The organism is Escherichia sp. KTE114 (assembly GCF_000407765.1).
GTDB classification, from domain to species: Bacteria; Pseudomonadota; Gammaproteobacteria; order Enterobacterales; family Enterobacteriaceae; genus Escherichia; species Escherichia ruysiae.
Window position 1 is genome coordinate 3,306,226 of sequence record NZ_KE136626.1, and the last position, 19,411, is coordinate 3,325,636.

General features: G+C 49.9%; 21 protein-coding genes. 10 read left to right on the forward strand and 11 right to left on the reverse strand.

Going from position 1 to position 19,411, the window contains the following annotated elements:
• Nucleotides 1-99: 99 nt before the first annotated feature.
• Entirely contained in the window at nt 100-1,503 is a 1,404-nt protein-coding gene (gene fumC / locus WC5_RS05485; protein ID WP_000860010.1) for a class II fumarate hydratase, read from the forward strand.
• Here fumC and tus read toward each other — a convergent pair.
• The 3 genes from tus to rstA form a co-directional block, all read right to left on the reverse strand.
• Nucleotides 1,500-2,429 carry a DNA replication terminus site-binding protein gene (tus, locus tag WC5_RS05480; protein ID WP_000135176.1) on the reverse strand — a complete coding sequence of 310 codons (930 nt, stop codon included), beginning with the start codon at nt 2,427-2,429 and terminating at the stop codon, nt 1,500-1,502. The two genes, fumC and tus, sit on opposite strands and share 4 nt — an antisense overlap.
• 73 nt (nt 2,430-2,502) lie before the next feature.
• Nucleotides 2,503-3,804, reverse strand: a complete 1,302-nt coding sequence (rstB, locus tag WC5_RS05475; RefSeq protein ID WP_000732529.1) for a two-component system sensor histidine kinase RstB — start codon at nt 3,802-3,804, stop codon at nt 2,503-2,505.
• A gap of 3 nt (nt 3,805-3,807) precedes the next feature.
• Complete coding sequence (gene rstA, locus WC5_RS05470; protein WP_001092493.1) at nt 3,808-4,527, reverse strand: two-component system response regulator RstA; 720 nt, start codon at nt 4,525-4,527, stop codon at nt 3,808-3,810.
• A gap of 128 nt (nt 4,528-4,655) precedes the next feature.
• On the opposite strand from rstA, the gene WC5_RS05465 reads away from it, so the two are divergent.
• A complete protein-coding gene (locus tag WC5_RS05465; RefSeq protein WP_000524884.1) occupies nt 4,656-4,991 on the forward strand; it encodes a GlpM family protein in 336 nt (111 codons plus the stop codon).
• On the opposite strand, the gene folM is transcribed toward WC5_RS05465, so the two are convergent.
• From folM to ydgH, 3 genes are all read right to left on the reverse strand, one after another.
• Nucleotides 4,988-5,710, reverse strand: a complete 723-nt coding sequence (gene folM / locus WC5_RS05460; protein WP_000520629.1) for a dihydromonapterin reductase — start codon at nt 5,708-5,710, stop codon at nt 4,988-4,990. The two genes, WC5_RS05465 and folM, sit on opposite strands and share 4 nt — an antisense overlap.
• Nucleotides 5,711-5,746: 36 nt before the next feature.
• Entirely contained in the window at nt 5,747-7,129 is a 1,383-nt protein-coding gene (locus WC5_RS05455) for an amino acid permease (RefSeq protein WP_000412363.1), read from the reverse strand.
• A gap of 184 nt (nt 7,130-7,313) precedes the next feature.
• Nucleotides 7,314-8,258, reverse strand: coding sequence for a DUF1471 family protein YdgH (gene ydgH, locus WC5_RS05450; protein WP_000769335.1), 945 nt, complete (start codon nt 8,256-8,258; stop codon nt 7,314-7,316).
• 520 nt (nt 8,259-8,778) lie between these two features.
• On the opposite strand from ydgH, the gene pntA reads away from it, so the two are divergent.
• Together pntA and pntB are read left to right on the forward strand one after the other, a co-directional pair.
• Nucleotides 8,779-10,311, forward strand: a complete 1,533-nt coding sequence (gene pntA / locus WC5_RS05445) for a Re/Si-specific NAD(P)(+) transhydrogenase subunit alpha (RefSeq protein WP_001219379.1) — start codon at nt 8,779-8,781, stop codon at nt 10,309-10,311.
• 10 nt (nt 10,312-10,321) lie between these two features.
• Complete coding sequence (gene pntB, locus WC5_RS05440) at nt 10,322-11,710, forward strand: Re/Si-specific NAD(P)(+) transhydrogenase subunit beta (protein WP_000014063.1); 1,389 nt, start codon at nt 10,322-10,324, stop codon at nt 11,708-11,710.
• Nucleotides 11,711-11,734: 24 nt separating this feature from the next.
• Here pntB and tqsA read toward each other — a convergent pair whose 3' ends face one another.
• Nucleotides 11,735-12,769 (reverse strand): AI-2 transporter TqsA, encoded by a 1,035-nt coding sequence (tqsA, locus tag WC5_RS05435; RefSeq protein ID WP_001118206.1) that lies wholly within the window; start codon nt 12,767-12,769, stop codon nt 11,735-11,737.
• A gap of 134 nt (nt 12,770-12,903) precedes the next feature.
• On the opposite strand from tqsA, the gene WC5_RS26180 reads away from it, so the two are divergent.
• The 3 genes from WC5_RS26180 to mdtI all read left to right on the forward strand — a co-directional run bounded on the left by WC5_RS26180 (nt 12,904) and on the right by mdtI (nt 13,862).
• Nucleotides 12,904-13,074 carry a protein YdgV gene (locus WC5_RS26180; RefSeq protein ID WP_085948676.1) on the forward strand — a complete coding sequence of 57 codons (171 nt, stop codon included), beginning with the start codon at nt 12,904-12,906 and terminating at the stop codon, nt 13,072-13,074.
• A gap of 106 nt (nt 13,075-13,180) precedes the next feature.
• Nucleotides 13,181-13,546 (forward strand): multidrug/spermidine efflux SMR transporter subunit MdtJ, encoded by a 366-nt coding sequence (mdtJ, locus tag WC5_RS05430; RefSeq protein ID WP_000276159.1) that lies wholly within the window; start codon nt 13,181-13,183, stop codon nt 13,544-13,546.
• Nucleotides 13,533-13,862, forward strand: coding sequence for a multidrug/spermidine efflux SMR transporter subunit MdtI (gene mdtI / locus WC5_RS05425; protein ID WP_000046658.1), 330 nt, complete (start codon nt 13,533-13,535; stop codon nt 13,860-13,862). The genes mdtJ and mdtI overlap by 14 nt, the downstream gene beginning before the upstream one ends.
• A 38-nt stretch (nt 13,863-13,900) precedes the next feature.
• Here mdtI and WC5_RS05420 read toward each other — a convergent pair whose 3' ends face one another.
• From WC5_RS05420 to asr, 3 genes are all read right to left on the reverse strand, one after another.
• Complete coding sequence (locus WC5_RS05420; protein ID WP_001223110.1) at nt 13,901-14,722, reverse strand: trypsin-like serine peptidase; 822 nt, start codon at nt 14,720-14,722, stop codon at nt 13,901-13,903.
• 99 nt (nt 14,723-14,821) lie between these two features.
• On the reverse strand, nt 14,822-14,905 hold the full coding sequence (gene ydgU / locus WC5_RS0122580) for a small membrane protein YdgU (RefSeq protein WP_000233091.1): 84 nt from the start codon (nt 14,903-14,905) through the stop codon (nt 14,822-14,824).
• 92 nt (nt 14,906-14,997) lie between these two features.
• Nucleotides 14,998-15,306 carry an acid resistance repetitive basic protein Asr gene (gene asr, locus WC5_RS05415; protein ID WP_016231693.1) on the reverse strand — a complete coding sequence of 103 codons (309 nt, stop codon included), beginning with the start codon at nt 15,304-15,306 and terminating at the stop codon, nt 14,998-15,000.
• A 269-nt stretch (nt 15,307-15,575) separates the two neighbouring features.
• On the opposite strand from asr, the gene WC5_RS26040 reads away from it, so the two are divergent.
• On the forward strand, nt 15,576-15,680 hold the full coding sequence (locus tag WC5_RS26040) for a KPN_01571 family protein (protein ID WP_211437555.1): 105 nt from the start codon (nt 15,576-15,578) through the stop codon (nt 15,678-15,680).
• Nucleotides 15,681-15,732: 52 nt separating this feature from the next.
• Here the strand turns inward: WC5_RS26040 and ynfM are convergent, their stop codons facing one another.
• Nucleotides 15,733-16,986: a multidrug efflux MFS transporter YnfM/SxtP(Kp) gene (gene ynfM / locus WC5_RS05410; RefSeq protein ID WP_000091809.1), complete on the reverse strand. Its 1,254-nt coding sequence runs from the start codon at nt 16,984-16,986 to the stop codon at nt 15,733-15,735.
• A 106-nt stretch (nt 16,987-17,092) separates the two neighbouring features.
• On the opposite strand from ynfM, the gene ynfL reads away from it, so the two are divergent.
• On the forward strand, nt 17,093-17,986 hold the full coding sequence (ynfL, locus tag WC5_RS05405; protein WP_001019551.1) for a multidrug efflux transcriptional activator YnfL/SxtR(Kp): 894 nt from the start codon (nt 17,093-17,095) through the stop codon (nt 17,984-17,986).
• 134 nt (nt 17,987-18,120) lie between these two features.
• Complete coding sequence (mlc, locus tag WC5_RS05400) at nt 18,121-19,341, forward strand: sugar metabolism global transcriptional regulator Mlc (protein ID WP_000225256.1); 1,221 nt, start codon at nt 18,121-18,123, stop codon at nt 19,339-19,341.
• Nucleotides 19,342-19,411 lie beyond the last annotated feature (70 nt).

A 19,411-nucleotide genomic window follows, 5' to 3' on the forward strand; every position in this document is an offset into this window, starting at 1 on the left:
ACCAAACATTTGTTATCAAATAGTAAATAATGAGTGAGCTAAAAGTTGCTTAACGTAAGCAAAACAGAAAGAAAAAATTAATCAGGTGAGGAGCAGTCCATGAAAACAGTACGCAGCGAAAAAGATTCGATGGGTGCGATCGATGTCCCGGCAGATAAGCTGTGGGGCGCACAAACTCAACGCTCGCTGGAGCATTTCCGCATTTCGACGGAGAAAATGCCAACCTCACTGATTCATGCGCTGGCGCTAACCAAGCGCGCAGCGGCAAAAGTTAATGAAGATTTAGGCTTGCTGTCCGAAGAGAAAGCGAGTGCCATTCGTCAGGCGGCAGATGAAGTGCTGGCGGGACAGCATGACGATGAATTTCCGCTGGCTATCTGGCAGACCGGTTCCGGTACGCAAAGCAATATGAATATGAACGAAGTGCTGGCTAACCGGGCGAGCGAATTGCTTGGCGGCGTGCGTGGGATGGAACGTAAAGTTCACCCTAATGACGACGTGAACAAAAGCCAAAGTTCCAATGATGTCTTTCCGACAGCGATGCATGTTGCGGCGCTGCTGGCGCTGCGCAAGCAACTCATTCCGCAGCTTAAAACACTGACACAAACGCTGAGTGAGAAATCGCGCGCATTTGCCGATATCGTCAAAATCGGTCGTACCCACTTGCAGGACGCCACGCCGCTGACGCTGGGGCAGGAGATTTCTGGCTGGGTAGCGATGCTGGAGCATAATCTCAAACATATCGAGTACAGTCTGCCGCACGTGGCGGAACTGGCGCTGGGTGGTACAGCAGTAGGGACGGGGCTGAATACTCATCCGGAATATGCGCGTCGCGTTGCGGATGAACTTTCGGTAATTACCTGCGCGCCGTTTGTTACCGCCCCGAACAAATTTGAAGCTCTGGCGACCTGTGATGCGCTGGTTCAGGCGCACGGCGCCTTGAAAGGGTTGGCTGCGTCACTGATGAAAATTGCCAATGACGTCCGTTGGCTGGCATCTGGCCCTCGCTGCGGAATTGGTGAAATCTCAATCCCGGAAAACGAGCCGGGCAGTTCAATCATGCCTGGGAAAGTGAACCCAACGCAGTGTGAAGCGTTAACCATGCTTTGCTGTCAGGTGATGGGGAACGACGTGGCGATCAACATGGGTGGCGCTTCCGGAAACTTTGAACTGAACGTCTTCCGTCCGATGGTTATCCACAATTTCCTGCAATCGGTACGCTTGCTGGCAGATGGCATGGAAAGTTTTAACAAACACTGTGCAGTGGGGATTGAGCCGAATCGTGAGCGAATCAATCAATTACTCAATGAATCGCTGATGCTGGTGACCGCACTCAACACCCACATTGGCTATGACAAAGCCGCCGAGATTGCCAAAAAGGCGCATAAAGAAGGGCTGACCTTAAAAGCCGCAGCCCTTGCGCTGGGCTATCTTAGCGAAGCCGAGTTTGACAGCTGGGTACGACCAGAACAGATGGTCGGTAGCATGAAAGCAGGGCGTTAATCTGCAACATACAGGTGCAGCCGTGGGATGATCAAACGAAGCGGCTGCGCCTGCGGTTTATAACGGTGCTGCACATTGTCGGCATCGTAATTCAACAACTCGCCAACGTCCGGCACGCCCGCGCCATTATCCCGATTAATCAGTGCAATCAGAGGCGTCGGGCAGGCGTGTTGTACCTGTTTTTGATCTCCCTTGTACCAGACGCGGGCAATCGGCTGCACCTTCACCGGACGTTTGATTTTTAACTTCGCGTCCTGTGGCAGGGCGGCAATATCCTGATATTCACGCTCCAGTTTTCCCTGCCACTCCTCACGCGTCCACGGTGCGACGCTGCGGGGTGATTTCAGACTTTTTTCCAGCTGCGCCAGCACTTCATCACGACGTAAATTCTTAATGATATGTTTATTCGCCCAGCCAAAACGTAAAGTTGCGGGGTCATGCAGAACGGTGAGGGTGCGGTAAGCGTTAAGTGTGATCAGCCCCGGCAAATGGCGATGCACCCATTCAAAACGCGCCGCCGTAGGAAGTTCTGACTCAACCGTGACGATATGCTCGAAAGTGGTTTTAAGTTGATTGATGCGCTGAATATGACTTACCAGCGCCGCTTGTGAAAGATTATCGACCTGATAACACAACACGCCGGGCAGACGAACAGCGGCCTTGCTGCTGCGATTTTCAGACTGTTGCTGAATAAACAAATGGCGGAAATGACGTAACGCGAGCGCCTGCGCCTCTTTGCCGAGATGTTGCTTAACTTCAATGCAGTTCAGCGGATTATGCTCATCTTCTTTTTTGACTTCCGGTAAAGAGAACACCCGGGCAACCAGCAACTTGTGCTGTTCGAGCTCAGCGGCAAATGCGGCCAGTTCTTGCTCCATCTGGCGAAAGGTAGTATTGAGTCGATCTACGAGATCGTAACGAGCCATAAAATCACCACTTAGTTACAACATACTTATTTTATAGCACAGTGGCGACGGCTTGACCACCGTGCGCGTAGCGTCAGGCAGAGGTAAATTGCGCAATGTTGTGCCATAACGGCCAGCTAAACGAGAAGCGGGCACCACCCAGTTCGCTGGCATCACAATTAACCGTGCCGCCCATAGCCAGCGCAATAGAGCGGACAATTGCCAGTCCCAGCCCGCAGCCGCCGGTTGCACGGTCACGGCTGGGGTCGAGGCGAACAAAGGGTTCAAAAATATGCTCTCGATCCTGTGGTGCAATCCCTGCACCATCATCTTCAACAATTAATGTTGCTCTGTTTCCTGTCAGTAGCAGGCTGGTTTCAACGGTTGAATGGCAGTAGCGCAGGGCGTTATTGAGCAAGTTATCCAGCACGCGCTCCATTAAGCGCATATCCAGCGCCGCATAATGACCTTGTATGATGGTTTTTATCCGTACCGTTTTATCGGGAGTTAGCGCCTGAATGTCGGTCAGATGCGTTGACAGCCACAACGGCAGGTCTGGTTCGCTAAGATGGAGCTCATTTTGCGGGCGATCGAGTCGGGCATAAGTCAGCAGTTCTTCAATTAAAGCTTCCAGTTGGCTGATATCGCGATTCAATGCCAGGGATTCTGTTGCGCTCAGGTTATCGCTCATCTCCAGTCGATAACGCAGGCGCACTAACGGCGTTCGCAGTTCGTGGGCGATACCGTCGATAAGCTGTTTTTTGCTGGCAATCAAGGCGTTGATATTGTCCGCCATCTGGTTAAACGCCACGCCAAGTCGTTCAAAACTCGAACCATCATCAAAGTGAATACGTTCATTGAGATGCCCATCGCCAAATCGTTGTGCCGCTGCTTCCAGTTTTAGCATGTCCTGCCAGTGCGGACGCATCCAGATAAACACCGGAAAGGCGAGGGAGATGGCAATAAAAGCGATCAGCGCGATATCCAGTAATCGCATTTGATGGAGGTAATAAAGATAAGGCACGGGACCGACTGCCAGCACGTAGTGGCTGCGCGGTATACGTTGCAAAAAAGTGTACTGATCGTCCAGGGCGACAATTTCGCCGCCATGCAGCCGATGCATGGAGATTTCATCGAGATGATATTTACTCAACGGTTCGACGCGCAGATCAAAAGAGAGATTTAAATCCATCTCCTTCAGTGTTTTCCCCCAGTCGTGCGGGGGGATCTCGCGCAATTCACTACGCATCAGGTATAGCGAACTGTTCATCAAATCATCCAGCGACTGTTTGCCTGCGCGTTCGGCGGTAAATTTGTACACCAGCCCAACCAACAGGGACATCACCAGAAAGCAGACAAACAGTAAAAGATAAAACTGGATAAACAGTTTTTTCATCGCTTATTCCCACGCATGAGGCGCAAACAGATAGCCTTTGTTTCGCACGGTTTTAATGCGATAAGGTTCGGCAGCGTTATCGCGCAGTTTTTTTCTTAACCGCGAAATAGCCACGTCCACGCTACGATCCAGACCGTCATAGCTGACGCCGCGTAAATTTTTCAACAACGCATCTCTGTCCATAATTTGCCCCGCGTGGGTGGCTAACTCCCAGAGCAGTTCAAAATCGGCGGTAGAAAGTGAAATTTCACGGTTAGCAAGCGTAACTACACGGTTAATGGGATCGATGGTCAACGTACCGAAATGCAATGCCTTGTAAGGAGTAAGAGGTGCTTCTTGTATACCTTTGGTCAGCGTGGTTTGCTCATTCTGACGCAAATGTAAACGTAACCGCGCCAGCAGGACTGCGGGGGGCGTCGTTTTGAGAATATAGTCGCAGGCGCCCATTTCCAGAGCCAGAATGTGGTTCATATCACTATCGAGAGATGTCAGCAGAACTATAGGCCCGCTCCATTTAGTGCGTAAATCACGACAGACAGTCATGCCGTCCTTGCCTGGTAGCATGATATCGAGGAGCACCAGATCCGGATTTTCCCGCAGAATTGTTTCTTCTGCATGGTCGCCGCGAGGTTCAATGGTTACCTGTATATCATGTTTCGCCAAATACGCGGCAATCAGTGAACCGACTTCTGCGTCATCTTCCACAAATACGATAGTGTTCATATTATTCACGGTAGATATAAAAACGTCACAATACACCGCGTTGTTTTTACTTACTATCAATCGTTCCTAAACAAGTTTGCATCAGGTATTCTACGGATGACTTGTTATGGAAGTGTTAAGGTAAAAAGATGGGGCTGGTAATCAAAGCCGCGCTTGGTGCGCTGGTGGTGGTGTTAATTGGTGTATTAGCAAAAACGAAAAATTACTATATCGCCGGGCTGATTCCGCTTTTCCCGACCTTTGCGCTTATTGCGCATTATATTGTTGCCAGCGAACGCGGCATTGAAGCCTTACGCGCAACCATCATTTTCAGCATGTGGTCGATTATTCCCTATTTTGTTTACCTGGCGTCGCTGTGGTATTTCACCGGAATAATGCGCTTGCCCGCCGCTTTTGTGGGTTCCGTTGCGTGCTGGGGGATAAGCGCATGGGTGTTGATTATATGCTGGATGAAGCTGCATTAACGCAGATGTCGACCGCCATCAAGCGGAAAACTGCGTCCGGTAACAAAGCAACTGGTGAGTAAATAATCGACCAGATCGATCACTTCTTTCTCACCAGGCGCGGTTTTCATCAGTGATTTATTCAGCGCCTGTTGACGATATTCAGCATCATCATGCTCATTAAACAGGATCAGCGATGGCGCGATAGAATTCACTTTCACTTCCGGTGCCAGCTTGCGGGCAAATGAGCGGGTCATATTATCCAGCGCCGCTTTGCTCGCAGCATAGGCAATATGTTTGTCGCTTCCGCGCTCCACCACATAATCGGTAAAGTGAATGATATCGCTGGCGGCGTGTCCGTGCCCACGCAGTAATCTTTCCAGAGCGTGGTTAAGAAGGTATGGAGTATTAACGTGGATCTGCATCATGCTGGCCAGCACGTCAGTCAGTGGCGTACCTGGTTTTTCAGCCATCCACGCGCTGGCGTTATGCAAAATAGCACGCAGGCCGTGGGTGCTTTTTAGTACCTCATCGGCAAACGCCATCACACCGTCGTTGGTTGAAAAATCAGCCTGAATACATTGCGCACCCGCATTAATCAGCCCATCAATGGCAGGATAGTGCGTCCGATAGCTGACAATTACCGGTTGCTTTTGATTAATGAAATGCCAGGCGAGGGCGAGGCCAATGCGACGGCCTCCGCCAGTAATTAATATTGGCAAGGGGTGGGTTTTACCCATCGTTATCTCCTTTGCTATCCAACGATGGGACGAACGTTATCCCACCAGCATCCAGGTCGCCGGAACTGCGGCAATTAACAACATGCTAATTAGCATCATTTCCTGACGATTCAGTACATTATCATGTGTATGCGTTTTACGCGCGTACAGGAATACCAGAAGCCCAGGTGCATACAGAACGACGGACAACAGCAGGTGCATTGGGCCAGAGGCGTACAATAACCATAAGCCATAAATGCAGGCACCGATACCTACTGCTTTATGCAGTGGACGGGTAGCGATTTTCAGCAGGAACGCGCCAACCAGGAAATAGGGCACCAGAATCATTTCTGAGGCGATGGTCAGCAATGTGTTGTAATCGGAACCGGTTAGCCAGATGAGTACCAGGCAAATTTGCACGCAGATGTTGGTCAGCCACAGTGAGGCAGACGGCGCAGCTTGCGCATTCTGGCGAGCAAAAATGCGCGGGAATGCTTTATGTGTGGCCGCCAGGAAGGGGACTTCTGCCGCCATAATGGTCCAGCTTAAGTACGCGCCGCAAACGGAAACGATCAGTCCGGCAGCGATGATAATCTCGCCCCACGGCCCCATCATTTTCACCATCAGGCCGGCCATAGACGGGTTACGGATTTCAGCCAGTTCCGGGCGTGCTACCACGCCCAGCGAAAGCAGTGTTACCAGTAAATAAACGCCCAGCGCGGAAAGTACCGCCAGAAGTGTTGCTTTGCCGACATCATGTTTATTACGCGCTCGCGCAGAAACGACCACTGCACCTTCCACGCCAATGAATACCCACAGTGTGATCAACATTGTGTTTTTCACCTGTTCCCATACTGGTATGCCAAGTGCAAGGCCAGTGAAGTCGAGTTTGAAGGTGTCCAGTTTGAACATCATCATCGCCAGCACAATAAACAGACCTAGCGGCAATAATTTTGCCAACGTCGCCACCAGGTTAATGCTGGCAGCAGTCTGCACGCCGCGCAGGATCAAAAAGTGAACAATCCATAATAAGGCGGATGCACCGACAATCGATTGCCAGGTATTGCCATCGCCAAACAGGCGCAATTCCGGCGTGTCAGTAAAAAAGCTTAATGCGGAAAAGACGATGACCAGATAGGAGACGTTGGCGATAACTGCGCACAGCCAGTATCCCCATGCGGAGCAGAAACCAATCAGTTCGCCAAACCCTTCACGGGCATAGGTAAAGATACCGCCGTCAAGGTCGGGACGAATACGCGTCAGGATCAGCATCGCGAAGGCCAGTAATAAAATCCCTGCGCCGGTGATACCCCAGCCGATCAATAATGCTGCCGGGCTGGCTACCGCCGCCATATTTTGCGGCAGACTGAAAACACCTGCGCCCAGCATTGAGCTTAATACCAGCGCAGTGAGCGCGCTCAGTCCCAGTTTCTTTTCCATCTGTATCCAGTGATCAAAACGTGTTCGGAAGAATAAATATTAGGACAAAACGCATAAAAATGGTGTTTGTCACTAAGGCGCGGGATTTTACGAAGAGATGTATCGTCATGCAATGGTTAGGGGAAAATTTGTGACTAAAAATGCTAAAGGCGGCATAAAGCCGCCTTATCGTGATACTGAATAGTTATTTATACAGGTCTGCGCTGATGGTCAGGTTATTGCCACGTTCCTGCCACTGGCGGGTGATGTGGTAATACTTAGCCCCTTTCTTCGCGGCACGTTTAGCAACCTGGTAGGAAACTTCGGTCATGTTGCCGTAGTTACCTGAGAACTTAATGCTGTCGAACGGCACCATCATCGCTGCGGTCGCTTTGTTCAGTTCTTCTACTTTAGTGCCGTCAGGTAGCGTGACAGTGTAACGTCCGCCTTTTGATGACTGGGTTTCAAAGAAACGACCGACTTCGGAACTTGGTGACGCAGTAGTGGCAACGCCAGGGATTTCAACTTTCTTCGCAGCTTCGCCACCGGCAGCCAGGGCTGCACGTCCCGCGTCGGAATCCGCCGGGATCACATCCGGGCTTTGTACTACGCGTTTCTTAGCATCTTTTTTATAGATGAATGCGGTAATACGCTGGTTGCCGCCCTGGTTGGCATCGATTTGACGAACAATATAGAAAGAGTATGCGCCTTTTGCTTTCGCCGCTTTGGTGATGGCGTCATTGACTTCAGGCTGGCTACGGTAAAAGCCCTGGACGGTAACTGTATCAAACGGTTCGATCAGAACGGCCTGGTCTTTGGGCAGTTCCACCACGCCATTAATCACGCGATTTTTTTCGGTTTCTGCTTTTTCAGCATCAGACTTATAGAGATCGGCAACTACACGCCAGTTACCGCTGTTACCGAAATCTGACGTATCGACAACATAAAAAGAGGCTGCGCCTTCTTTATCAGCGCGGCGGGATACGGCTTTCACCGCCTCGCCAATGGCATTGAAACGTCCGGTAACCACTACACGGTCAAAAGGTTTAACCGCTGCCGCTTGCTCCGGTGTCAGTTCTGTTGCTGCGTTAACGGAGAATGCCGTAGCAGAAAGCAGTGCCGACGCCAGGAGGGTGTTCTTAAGCTTCATAAAAATAATCCTTCGCCTTGCGCAAACCAGGTACTGGTATTGTTATTAACGAGAAACGTGGCTGATTATTGCATTTAAACGGTGTAACTGTCTGCGTCATTTTTCATATCAGACTTCTTGATTTGATTTTAAACCTGTTCGAATAACCATGTGTGATTAAAAAGTGAGCGCAGTGGCATAGGCGGCTGAAATGGCTGAATTGTATAAGTTAATTTAATGTTAACTGGTGGCTTGCGACGGGGTGATCTCATGTTTTACCTGGCTATTGAAGACAATTATCGCCCTTTATCCTGTGTTCTATGGTATTTATCCCACTATCAAGGCTGAATCGTTAATATTTTTCGAGTTAACGCCGAAATACTGATTTTTGGCGCTAGATCACGGGCATTATTTTCAGTACGTTATAGACGTTTGTTACTAATTTATTTTAACGGAGTAACATTTAGCTCGTTCATGAGCGGCTTGTGTACCGTGAAACACAGGCAAACCATCATCAATAAAACCGATGGAAGGGAATATCATGCGAATTGGCATACCAAGAGAACGGTTAACCAATGAAACCCGTGTTGCAGCAACGCCAAAAACAGTGGAACAGTTGCTGAAACTAGGTTTTACCGTCGCGGTAGAGAGCGGCGCGGGTCAACTGGCGAGTTTTGACGATAAAGCGTTTGTGCAAGCGGGCGCTGAAATAGTAGAAGGGAATAACGTCTGGCAGTCAGAGATCATTCTGAAGGTCAATGCACCGTTAGATGATGAAATTGCACTGCTGAATCCAGGTACAACGCTGGTAAGTTTTATCTGGCCTGCGCAGAATCCGGAACTAATGCAAAAACTTGCGGAACGTAACGTCACCGTGATGGCGATGGACTCCGTACCGCGTATTTCTCGCGCCCAGTCGCTGGACGCGTTAAGTTCGATGGCGAATATCGCAGGTTATCGCGCTATTGTCGAAGCAGCTCATGAGTTTGGTCGCTTTTTTACCGGACAAATCACTGCGGCAGGTAAAGTGCCGCCGGCAAAAGTCATGGTGATTGGTGCGGGTGTTGCTGGTCTGGCGGCCATTGGTGCAGCAAACAGCCTCGGCGCAATTGTGCGTGCGTTCGATACTCGTCCGGAAGTGAAAGAACAAGTTCAGAGTATGGGCGCGGAATTCCTCGAACTGGATTTTAAAGAGGAAGCAGGCAGCGGCGATGGCTATGCCAAAGTGATGTCGGAAGCGTTCATCAAAGCGGAAATGGAGCTTTTTGCTGCGCAGGCAAAAGACGTCGATATCATTGTTACCACTGCGCTGATTCCAGGCAAACCGGCACCGAAACTGATTACCCGTGAAATGGTGGACTCCATGAAGTCGGGCAGTGTGATTGTCGATCTGGCAGCACAAAACGGCGGTAACTGTGAATACACCGTGCCGGGGCAAATCTTCACCACTGAAAATGGCGTCAAAGTCATTGGTTATACCGATCTTCCGGGGCGTCTGCCGACGCAATCCTCACAGCTTTATGGCACCAACCTCGTCAATCTGCTGAAACTGTTGTGCAAAGAGAAAGACGGCAACATTACTGTTGATTTTGATGATGTGGTGATTCGTGGTGTGACCGTGATCCGTGCGGGTGAAATTACCTGGCCGGCGCCGCCGATTCAGGTTTCAGCCCAGCCGCAGGCAGCGCAGAAAGCAGCACCGGAAGTCAAAACCGAGGAAAAATGTGCCTGTTCGCCGTGGCGTAAATACGCCTTGATGGCGCTGGCAATTATCCTTTTCGGCTGGCTGGCAAATGTTGCACCGAAAGAGTTCCTCGGACACTTCACCGTGTTCGCGCTGGCGTGCGTTGTCGGCTATTACGTGGTGTGGAATGTATCGCACGCGTTACATACACCGTTGATGTCGGTCACCAATGCGATTTCAGGGATTATTGTTGTCGGAGCACTTTTACAGATTGGCCAGGGCGGCTGGGTTAGCTTCCTTAGTTTTATCGCGGTGCTTATAGCCAGCATTAATATTTTCGGTGGCTTCACCGTGACTCAGCGTATGCTGAAAATGTTTCGCAAAAACTAAGGGGTAACATATGTCTGGAGGATTAGTTACAGCTGCATACATTGTTGCCGCGATCCTGTTTATCTTCAGTCTGGCTGGGCTTTCAAAACATGAAACGTCTCGCCGGGGTAACAACCTCGGTATCGCCGGGATGGCGATTGCTTTAATTGCAACTATCTTTGGACCGGATACTGGCAACGTTGGCTGGATCTTACTGGCGATGGTCATCGGTGGGGCGATTGGTATCCGTCTGGCGAAGAAAGTCGAAATGACCGAAATGCCGGAGCTGGTGGCGATCCTGCATAGCTTCGTTGGTCTGGCGGCGGTGTTGGTTGGTTTTAACAGCTATCTGCATCACGACGCGGAAATGGCGCCGATTCTGGCCAATATTCACCTGACGGAAGTGTTCCTCGGTATCTTCATCGGTGCGGTGACTTTCACGGGGTCGGTCGTGGCGTTCGGTAAGCTGTGCGGCAAAATTTCGTCTAAACCGCTGATGCTGCCAAACCGTCACAAAATGAACCTGGCGGCTCTGGTCGTTTCCTTCCTGCTGCTGATTGTATTTGTTCGCACGGATAGCGTCGGCCTGCAAGTCCTGGCATTGCTGATAATGACCGCCATTGCGCTGGTATTCGGCTGGCATTTAGTCGCCTCCATCGGTGGCGCAGATATGCCTGTAGTGGTGTCGATGCTGAACTCTTATTCTGGTTGGGCAGCGGCGGCGGCGGGCTTTATGCTCAGTAATGACCTGCTGATTGTGACCGGTGCGCTGGTCGGTTCTTCTGGTGCCATCCTTTCTTACATCATGTGTAAGGCGATGAACCGTTCCTTTATCTGCGTAATTGCAGGTGGTTTCGGCACAGATGGTTCTTCCACCGGTGACGATCAGGAAGTGGGCGAGCACCGCGAAATCACTGCGGAAGAGACGGCAGAATTGCTGAAAAATTCGCATTCGGTGATCATCACCCCCGGCTACGGCATGGCGGTCGCGCAGGCACAATATCCGGTGGCAGAAATCACCGAGAAATTGCGTGCCCGTGGTATCAATGTGCGTTTCGGTATTCACCCGGTTGCGGGGCGTTTGCCTGGACATATGAACGTATTGCTGGCTGAAGCAAAAGTACCGTATGACATCGTGCTGGAAATGGACGAGATCAACGATGACTTTGCTGATACTGACACTGTGCTGGTGATTGGCGCTAACGATACGGTTAACCCGGCGGCGCAGGACGATCCGAAGAGTCCGATTGCTGGTATGCCTGTGCTGGAAGTGTGGAAAGCGCAGAACGTGATTGTCTTTAAACGTTCGATGAATACTGGCTATGCTGGTGTACAAAACCCGCTGTTCTTCAAGGAAAACACTCACATGCTGTTTGGCGATGCCAAGGCCAGCGTGGATGCAATCCTGAAAGCTCTGTAACCCTGACGGCCTCTGTGGAGGCCGTTACTCTTTATTGAGATCGCTTAACAGGACGGCGATGCTTTGGCCTCCCGCCGTTTGTTCAAGCGCAATTTTGACAATAATTGTCAACGGCACGGAAAGCAGCATTCCCACCGGTCCTAACAACCATCCCCAAAAAATTAACGACAAAAAAACTACCAGTGTCGAAAGCCCCAGCCCGCGCCCCATGATGCGCGGCTCCAGAATATTGCCGAAGACCAGATTAATCAGCAGATATCCCGCCAGCACCAGTAACGCCTCATAGAAACCATTAAACACCAGTACCTGAGCGATAGGGGGGATAGCCGCGAGAACAGAACCAATGTTAGGGATGTAATTAAGCGCGAAGGCCAACAATCCCCAGACAAAAGCGAAGCGAACATCGAGTGCGGCGAGCATCGCCCAGGCGACCAGACCAGTGATGATGCTGATGGCTGTTTTCAGCACCAGGTAATGCGACACACTGTCAATGGCGCGCTGGATCGCCGCCATACCTTCGACCGGGCGCGCCATCATTTGCTGGAGTTTGCCGGGAAGTTGTGGCACTTCGAGCAGCATAAACAACACCGTCAGCAACAATAAAAATATGGATGACATGGCGTTAGATAACTGCGTCAGCAAGTTGGTGAGCAACGTCATCGCCGCGTTCGGATCAATATAATGCGCCAGTTGGTCAACCGAGACATCAATACCCGCGCGTTGTAATAAAGGTTCCAGAACTTGCAGGGGCTTTATGATTGAGCTGCGATACTGTGGCAAAGTGCGGGTCAGCTCATTGAGCGTTGAGCCGAGATAGGCCAGTAATAGCACCATCGCCATCACGATGATGACCATTAAAATCGACACAGCCAACACACGCGGCACTCGCCAGCGAACCATGCGTTGTACCAGCGGATTAAGAATGACTGCAATAAATAGGGCGAGGATAAAGGGGACGATGATATCGGCGGCAAAACGGATACCGCAGAGAATAATGACCAGCATTCCCAACATAATGACTATTTTTAGGCCATTGAGCGTGATGATCGGCTTTGCCATGCGTATCCCCGTTTTTTCTTCCTTCGCAAATAATATTTTCTTTTTAGCCGTGGCATTATAACGAAAATCAAACTACTCAGGTAAAGAAATGAAAATGTTTTGAGTTAATTCTTAAGCTATGATACAAATCAGACGTGTACAACTACCGAGGACAATTATCATCCGCGATGACGAGAAGCAACACTGCGGATAATTGTAATATTATGGACAATTTGTTCAGGACGTTATTTTCTACATTTACTCATTTCCGTACCTCAACCACCATCTTGCTCGCAGGTGAGCAACACTGGCGCAACGCGCTTTAGTCCCTTCCTCTGCCAAAGCTGGCGCTCTGCGCTGGACTGAATACTTTTCTTTTGGTTTCGCTGAGTCGAGCGAACGTTAAAATAATTCTCTTGCAGGGGAAGGACGATGTATATTTATTGGGTTTTATTAGGTCTGGCTATTGCCACAGAAATTACCGGCACGCTGTCAATGAAATGGGCGAGCGTTAGTGAGGGAAACGGCGGTTTTATTTTAATGCTGGTGATGATTTCGCTGTCATATATATTTCTCTCTTTCGCCGTGAAAAAAATAGCACTTGGCGTGGCTTATGCTCTGTGGGAAGGCATCGGTATTTTATTTATAACGCTCTTTAGTGTTCTGTTATTCGACGAAAGTTTATCGCTGCTAAAAATTGCCGGGTTAACAACCCTGGTGGCTGGGATTGTGTTGATTAAATCGGGTACTCGCAAAGTGCGTAAATCCTCACTGGAGGTGAATCATGGCGCAGTTTGAATGGGTTCACGCCGCCTGGCTGGCACTGGCAATCGTGCTGGAAATTATTGCTAACGTCTTTTTGAAATTTTCTGACGGCTTTCGCCGTAAAGTCTATGGCTTGCTCTCACTGGCGGCGGTGCTTGCGGCCTTTAGCTCACTCTCCCAGGCAGTAAAGGGCATAGATTTGTCGGTAGCGTATGCGTTGTGGGGCGGGTTTGGTATTGCCGCCACGTTAGCCGCTGGCTGGATCTTGTTTGGTCAACGTTTAAATCGTAAAGGCTGGGTTGGTCTGGTCTTGCTGTTGGCTGGAATGATTATGGTGAAACTTGCCTGATGAACACGCTGCCCGACAATGCGGGCAGCGTTTGAATGTTATTGCCGGGTCAGTTCTTCTAGTTTGTCGCGAAAACCAGTGACAGAAATGGCCCGGTTATCAGCACGCCAGCGATCTTTCGCTGCAGGAGCTGAACTTTGCACCCCAATTAACTGCCAGCCGTCATCAGTATGAAGCATCAACGGCGAACCACTGTCACCCGGTAGGGTATCGCACTGGTGCGACATTACCGAGGTTTGCGCCCAGCCGGTTATTTCACAATTTTGATGACTGTACAACGTATCGAGATGATCTTCCGGATATCCCGCCTGAGTCACTTTACGACCCGCTGCTTTTAATGCGGCGATAAGCGCGGTTTTATCTCCCTCAAATAACGGCAACGGCGTAATACCCGAAGGCGGATTGCGCAGCACAATCAAACCGAAATCCCACGGCGCGGCTGCGGGGGGAACAATCCAGCCATCCCCATCCGGCTTTAACCGCTTCCCTAGTGTCGGATCAACGCGGCCTTCGATGTCGTGGATCTCATAGCGCCAAAGACCTTTATTCGACACAAAACGCAGCGCAACTGCTTTATCCGCTTTACCCTTCGGCGGCGTTAATAAACAGTGTCCTGCCGTTAATGCCAGGTTCGGCGCAATTAGCGTCGCCGTACATAAATTGCCGCTGGCCGTTTCTAGTTGCCCAACCGCATCCCACGGCGATTGGCTCGTGTTATTTACTGATACACGATCATCATGACCAAAAAATAGGGTGCTGACCTCATTATTGGTCGATTTATGATCGTCCGGTTTATCCGCAAACACAAATGCAGATGTCAGACTAATTGCACCCAGCACTACAGCAATAGTTATACGCATATCATACTCTGGTGAGTAATTATGATTATTAAAAGCAAACCCTCATGAATACTATAGACGGGACGGGATGAAAGTGGGAGTAAAATCAGATAACTACGCTCAGAAAAGATAAAAACGGGTGGCAATCAGGGCACATAAAATAAGGATGATAAGAATGAACTCAAAGCGATAACGGCCCACCATAGTACCCTCCGCTAAAGGCGGTGTTAAACGTTATCCGTTTAACACCGTAATTTTCAGGCGCGAGGGGGCGCGCCATTATTGCTGCCGAAAACTTACGCGGCTGGTTGTACAACTGGTTTTGCAGATTGCTGCTGGCTGTGTTTTTTGCTGTGTTTTTTGGCTGCCTGTGCTTTTTGCTCAGGCGCTTTCTGTTCATTTTTCGCTTTTTTATGATACTTTTTAGCCGCCTGCGCTTTTTGGGCAGGCGCCGCTTTATGCTGTTTTTTATGATGCGTTGTTTTTGCAGCCGCTGCTTTGGACACTGTAGCCGTCGGAGCAGGCGTGGTCGCAGTTTCCGCAGCAAATGCGACAGAAGAGAGACCCATAGTAGCGGCAACAACCAGAGCTAATACTTTTTTCATTGTCATACCCTCAATTTTGTTTTTTATGCAACCCCACTGCGGGGCCGATGTAATGACTATATCTCTGGAAATGACAGGCTTCAGTGAGTGGTTGGTTTCGGCATGTAACGATATGTACAAAGCGAATAGCGATGACGTGGGAAATAATAACGCATTGTGACGTAAGGAGAATTTCCCACCAATATAGGTAGTATTGAATAACGTAGCTTTTTCACTACCTATAAATCGGTAGAATCACTGTGTATTAGCAATAAATGACACACAGCAAAATGAATCCGCTAATTTGGGTATTTATTATCCTGATGACGTTAGATGCTCTGCGAGAAATGGCAGGCGCTTCGTCTGTTTTAGGGTGGTTATTAACGTTGAGTTGAGCAGGCAATAAGTCCGGACAGTAATTTAACACATCGTCCGGACTTATTTTTTTCAGGCGTGCAGGCGATGATGTAAACGTGTTCCGACCAGAATAGCGACCACCAGCATCAGGGCAATAAATGCACCGACGCCGTTCCAGCCATAGTTATGCCAGAAGACGCCACCTAATGTACCGGCAATGCTTGAACCCAGGTAGTAACAGAACAGATACAGCGAGGAAGCCTGACCTTTGGCGCGTTTAGCACGAGGACCAATCCAGCTACTGGCGACAGAGTGAGCGGCAAAAAATCCGCTGGAGAAAAGCATCATACCGACAAAAATCAGCCACAGTGAGCTGAACAATGTCAGGATAAGACCCAAAAGCATAACACCAGTCGAAAATAACATCACCGGGCCACGACCGAAGCGGGTAGTCATGGTGCCTGCTTTTGGCGAACTCCAGGTGCCTGTCAAATAGACCAGCGATAATAACCCAACCACTGCCTGGCTAACATGCCATGGTGAAAGCATCAACCGATAGCCGATGTAATTAAACAGCGTTACGAATGAGCCCATCAGCAAAAAGCCTTCGACGAATAATAAGGGGAGTCCCCGATCGCGCCAGTGCAGACGGAAGTTAATAAACAGTGTTTTTGGGCGCAGCGAGGAAGGACGGAAATGACGTGATTCCGGGAGAATTTTCCAGAACATTAACGCCGAGGTTAGGGCGAAACAGCCGATAGCCGCCAGCGCAATTCGCCAGTTAAAGAAGTCAGTAAATACACCGCTGATTAAGCGCCCACTCATGCCGCCAATCGAGTTGCCGCTGATATACAGCCCCATTGAAAAGGCCACAAAACTGGGGTGGATCTCTTCGCTAAGGTAGGTCATGCCAACGGCAGCTACGCCACTTAACGACAGACCAATCAAGGCGCGCATAATCAAAATGCCGTGCCAGCTGGTCATCATTGTCGAAAGTAACGTACAGATGGAGGCCAACAGTAGCGCCGTCACCATCACTGGCTTGCGACCAATGGCATCGGATAGCGGGCCAGTAAACAGCAAACCGATAGCCAGCATCGCCGTTGAAATGGACAGTGAAATACTACTGTTAGCAGGCGTTAAGCCAAATTCTTGCGAAAGCACCGGAAGAATAGGCTGCACGCAATAGAGAAGCGCGAAGGTTGCCAGCCCGGCAGAGAATAGCGCCAGAGTGACACGCATAAATTGCGGTGTACCGCGTTTAATGAATTCGTTTGGCTGGGAAAGGGGTTGCTCGTCAGTGTCGCTTGCCGGAGCGCCATCAACAGTTGTAGTACGACTCACTTGAAATCCTTGCTAATTATGCCTGTGATGTGGGATCAGGAATAGAGTAGGAAAATCGAATTGTTATGTCTAATATATTAATAATCTCAAATAAGATGTTTAAAATATGAATATTGAATTGCGTCACCTCCGTTACTTTGTTGCCGTTGCGGAAGAGCTGCATTTTGGACGCGCGGCTGCCCGTCTGAACATTTCGCAACCGCCGCTAAGTCAGCAGATTCAGGCTCTGGAGCAACAAATTGGCGCGCGACTGTTGGCACGAACCAACCGCAGCGTGCTGCTAACGGCAGCAGGAAAGCAGTTCCTTGCTGATAGTCGGCAAATTCTGTCTATGGTGGATGACGCAGCCTCTCGCGCTGAACGTCTGCATCAGGGAGAAGCGGGAGAGTTACGCATTGGCTTTACCTCGTCGGCACCCTTTATTCGCGCAGTGTCTGATACCTTATCCCTATTTCGCTGCGAATTTCCTGATGTCCATTTGCAGACGCGTGAGATGAATACTCGCGAGCAAATAGATCCTCTTACCGAAGGGACGCTCGATATGGGGTTGTTACGAAATACCGTGTTGCCGGAGACGCTGGATCACGCGGTAATCGTGCATGAACCGCTTATGGCAATGATCCCGCACGATCATCCTTTGGCAAATAAACCGGACGTAACGCTGGCGGAACTGGCAAAAGAACCGTTTGTTTTTTTTGATCCACACGTAGGGACGGGGCTGTATGACGACATTATTGGCCTGATGCGGCGTTATAATCTGACTCCGGTCATCACCCAAGAAGTGGGCGAGGCGATGACTATCATCGGTCTGGTTTCCGCCGGTCTTGGTGTTTCGATTTTGCCCGCCTCTTTTAAACGTGTCCAACTCAATGAAATGCGCTGGTTACCTATTGCTGAAGAGGATGCGGTTTCTGAAATGTGGCTGGTTTGGCCAAAGCATCGTGAACAAAGCCCGGCAGCACGAAACTTTCGTATTCAGCTGATGAATGCACTCCGGTGAGGGAAATTTCAGCAAAAAAAACCGAAAAATGTGCTGTTAATCACATGACGAAGTAAAAATTTGACGACGCATATTGAAGTACTTCACCATAACCTACAGATTATTTCGGAGCGCGAAAATATAGGGAGTATGCGGTGGTTGCTGAAAACCAGCCTGGGCACATTGATCAAATAAAGCAGACCAACGCGGGCGCGGTTTACCGCCTGATTGATCAGCTTGGGCCAGTTTCGCGTATCGATCTTTCCCGGCTGGCGCAACTGGCGCCAGCCAGTATCACCAAAATTGTCCGCGAAATGCTCGAAGCGCACCTGGTGCAAGAGCTGGAAATTAAAGAAGCGGGAAACCGTGGGCGTCCGGCGGTGGGGCTGGTGGTAGAAACAGAAGCCTGGCACTATCTTTCTTTGCGCATTAGTCGCGGGGAGATTTTTCTTGCCCTGCGCGACCTGAGCAGCAAGCTGGTGGTGGAAGACTCACTGGAGTTGGCGCTTCAGGACGAATTGCCACTGCTGGATCGCATAATTACTCATATTGATCAGTTTTTTATCCGCCATCAGAAAAAACTCGAGCGTCTGACATCTATTGCCATTACGTTGCCGGGAATTATTGATACGGAAAATGGCATTGTGCATCGTATGCCGTTCTATGAGGACGTAAAAGAGATGCCGCTCGGCGAAGTACTGGAGCAGCATACCGGTGTACCGGTTTATATTCAGCATGATATTAGTGCATGGACGATGGCTGAGGCTCTGTTTGGCGCATCACGCGGAGCGCGCGATGTGATTCAGGTGGTGATTGATCACAACGTGGGTGCGGGTGTGATTACCGATGGCCATTTGTTACACGCGGGAAGCAGTAGCCTTGTGGAGATTGGTCACACTCAGGTCGATCCCTATGGGAAACGCTGCTATTGCGGTAACCACGGCTGCCTGGAAACCATCGCTAGTGTTGATAGTATTCTTGAGCTTGCACAATTACGGTTGAATCAATCTATGAGTTCTATGTTACATGGGCAGCCATTAACCGTGGATTCATTGTGCCTGGCTGCGTTGCAGGGCGATCTGCTGGCAAAAGATATTATTACTGGCGTGGGGACGCACGTCGGGCGCATTCTTGCCATCATGGTGAATTTATTCAACCCACAAAAAATACTGATTGGTTCGCCGCTAAGTAAGGCTGCAGAGATCCTGTTCCCTGTAATTTCTGACAGTATCCGTCAGCAGGCGCTTCCAGCCTACAGCCAGCACATTAGCGTCGAGAGCACCCAGTTCTCTAATCAGGGGACGATGGCGGGGGCGGCGTTGGTAAAAGACGCGATGTATAACGGTTCTTTGTTGATTCGTCTGTTGCAGGGTTAACATTTTTTAACTGTTCTACCAAAATTTGCGCTATCTCAAATTGGGCCAGGAACGCATAACTTAGACTTCC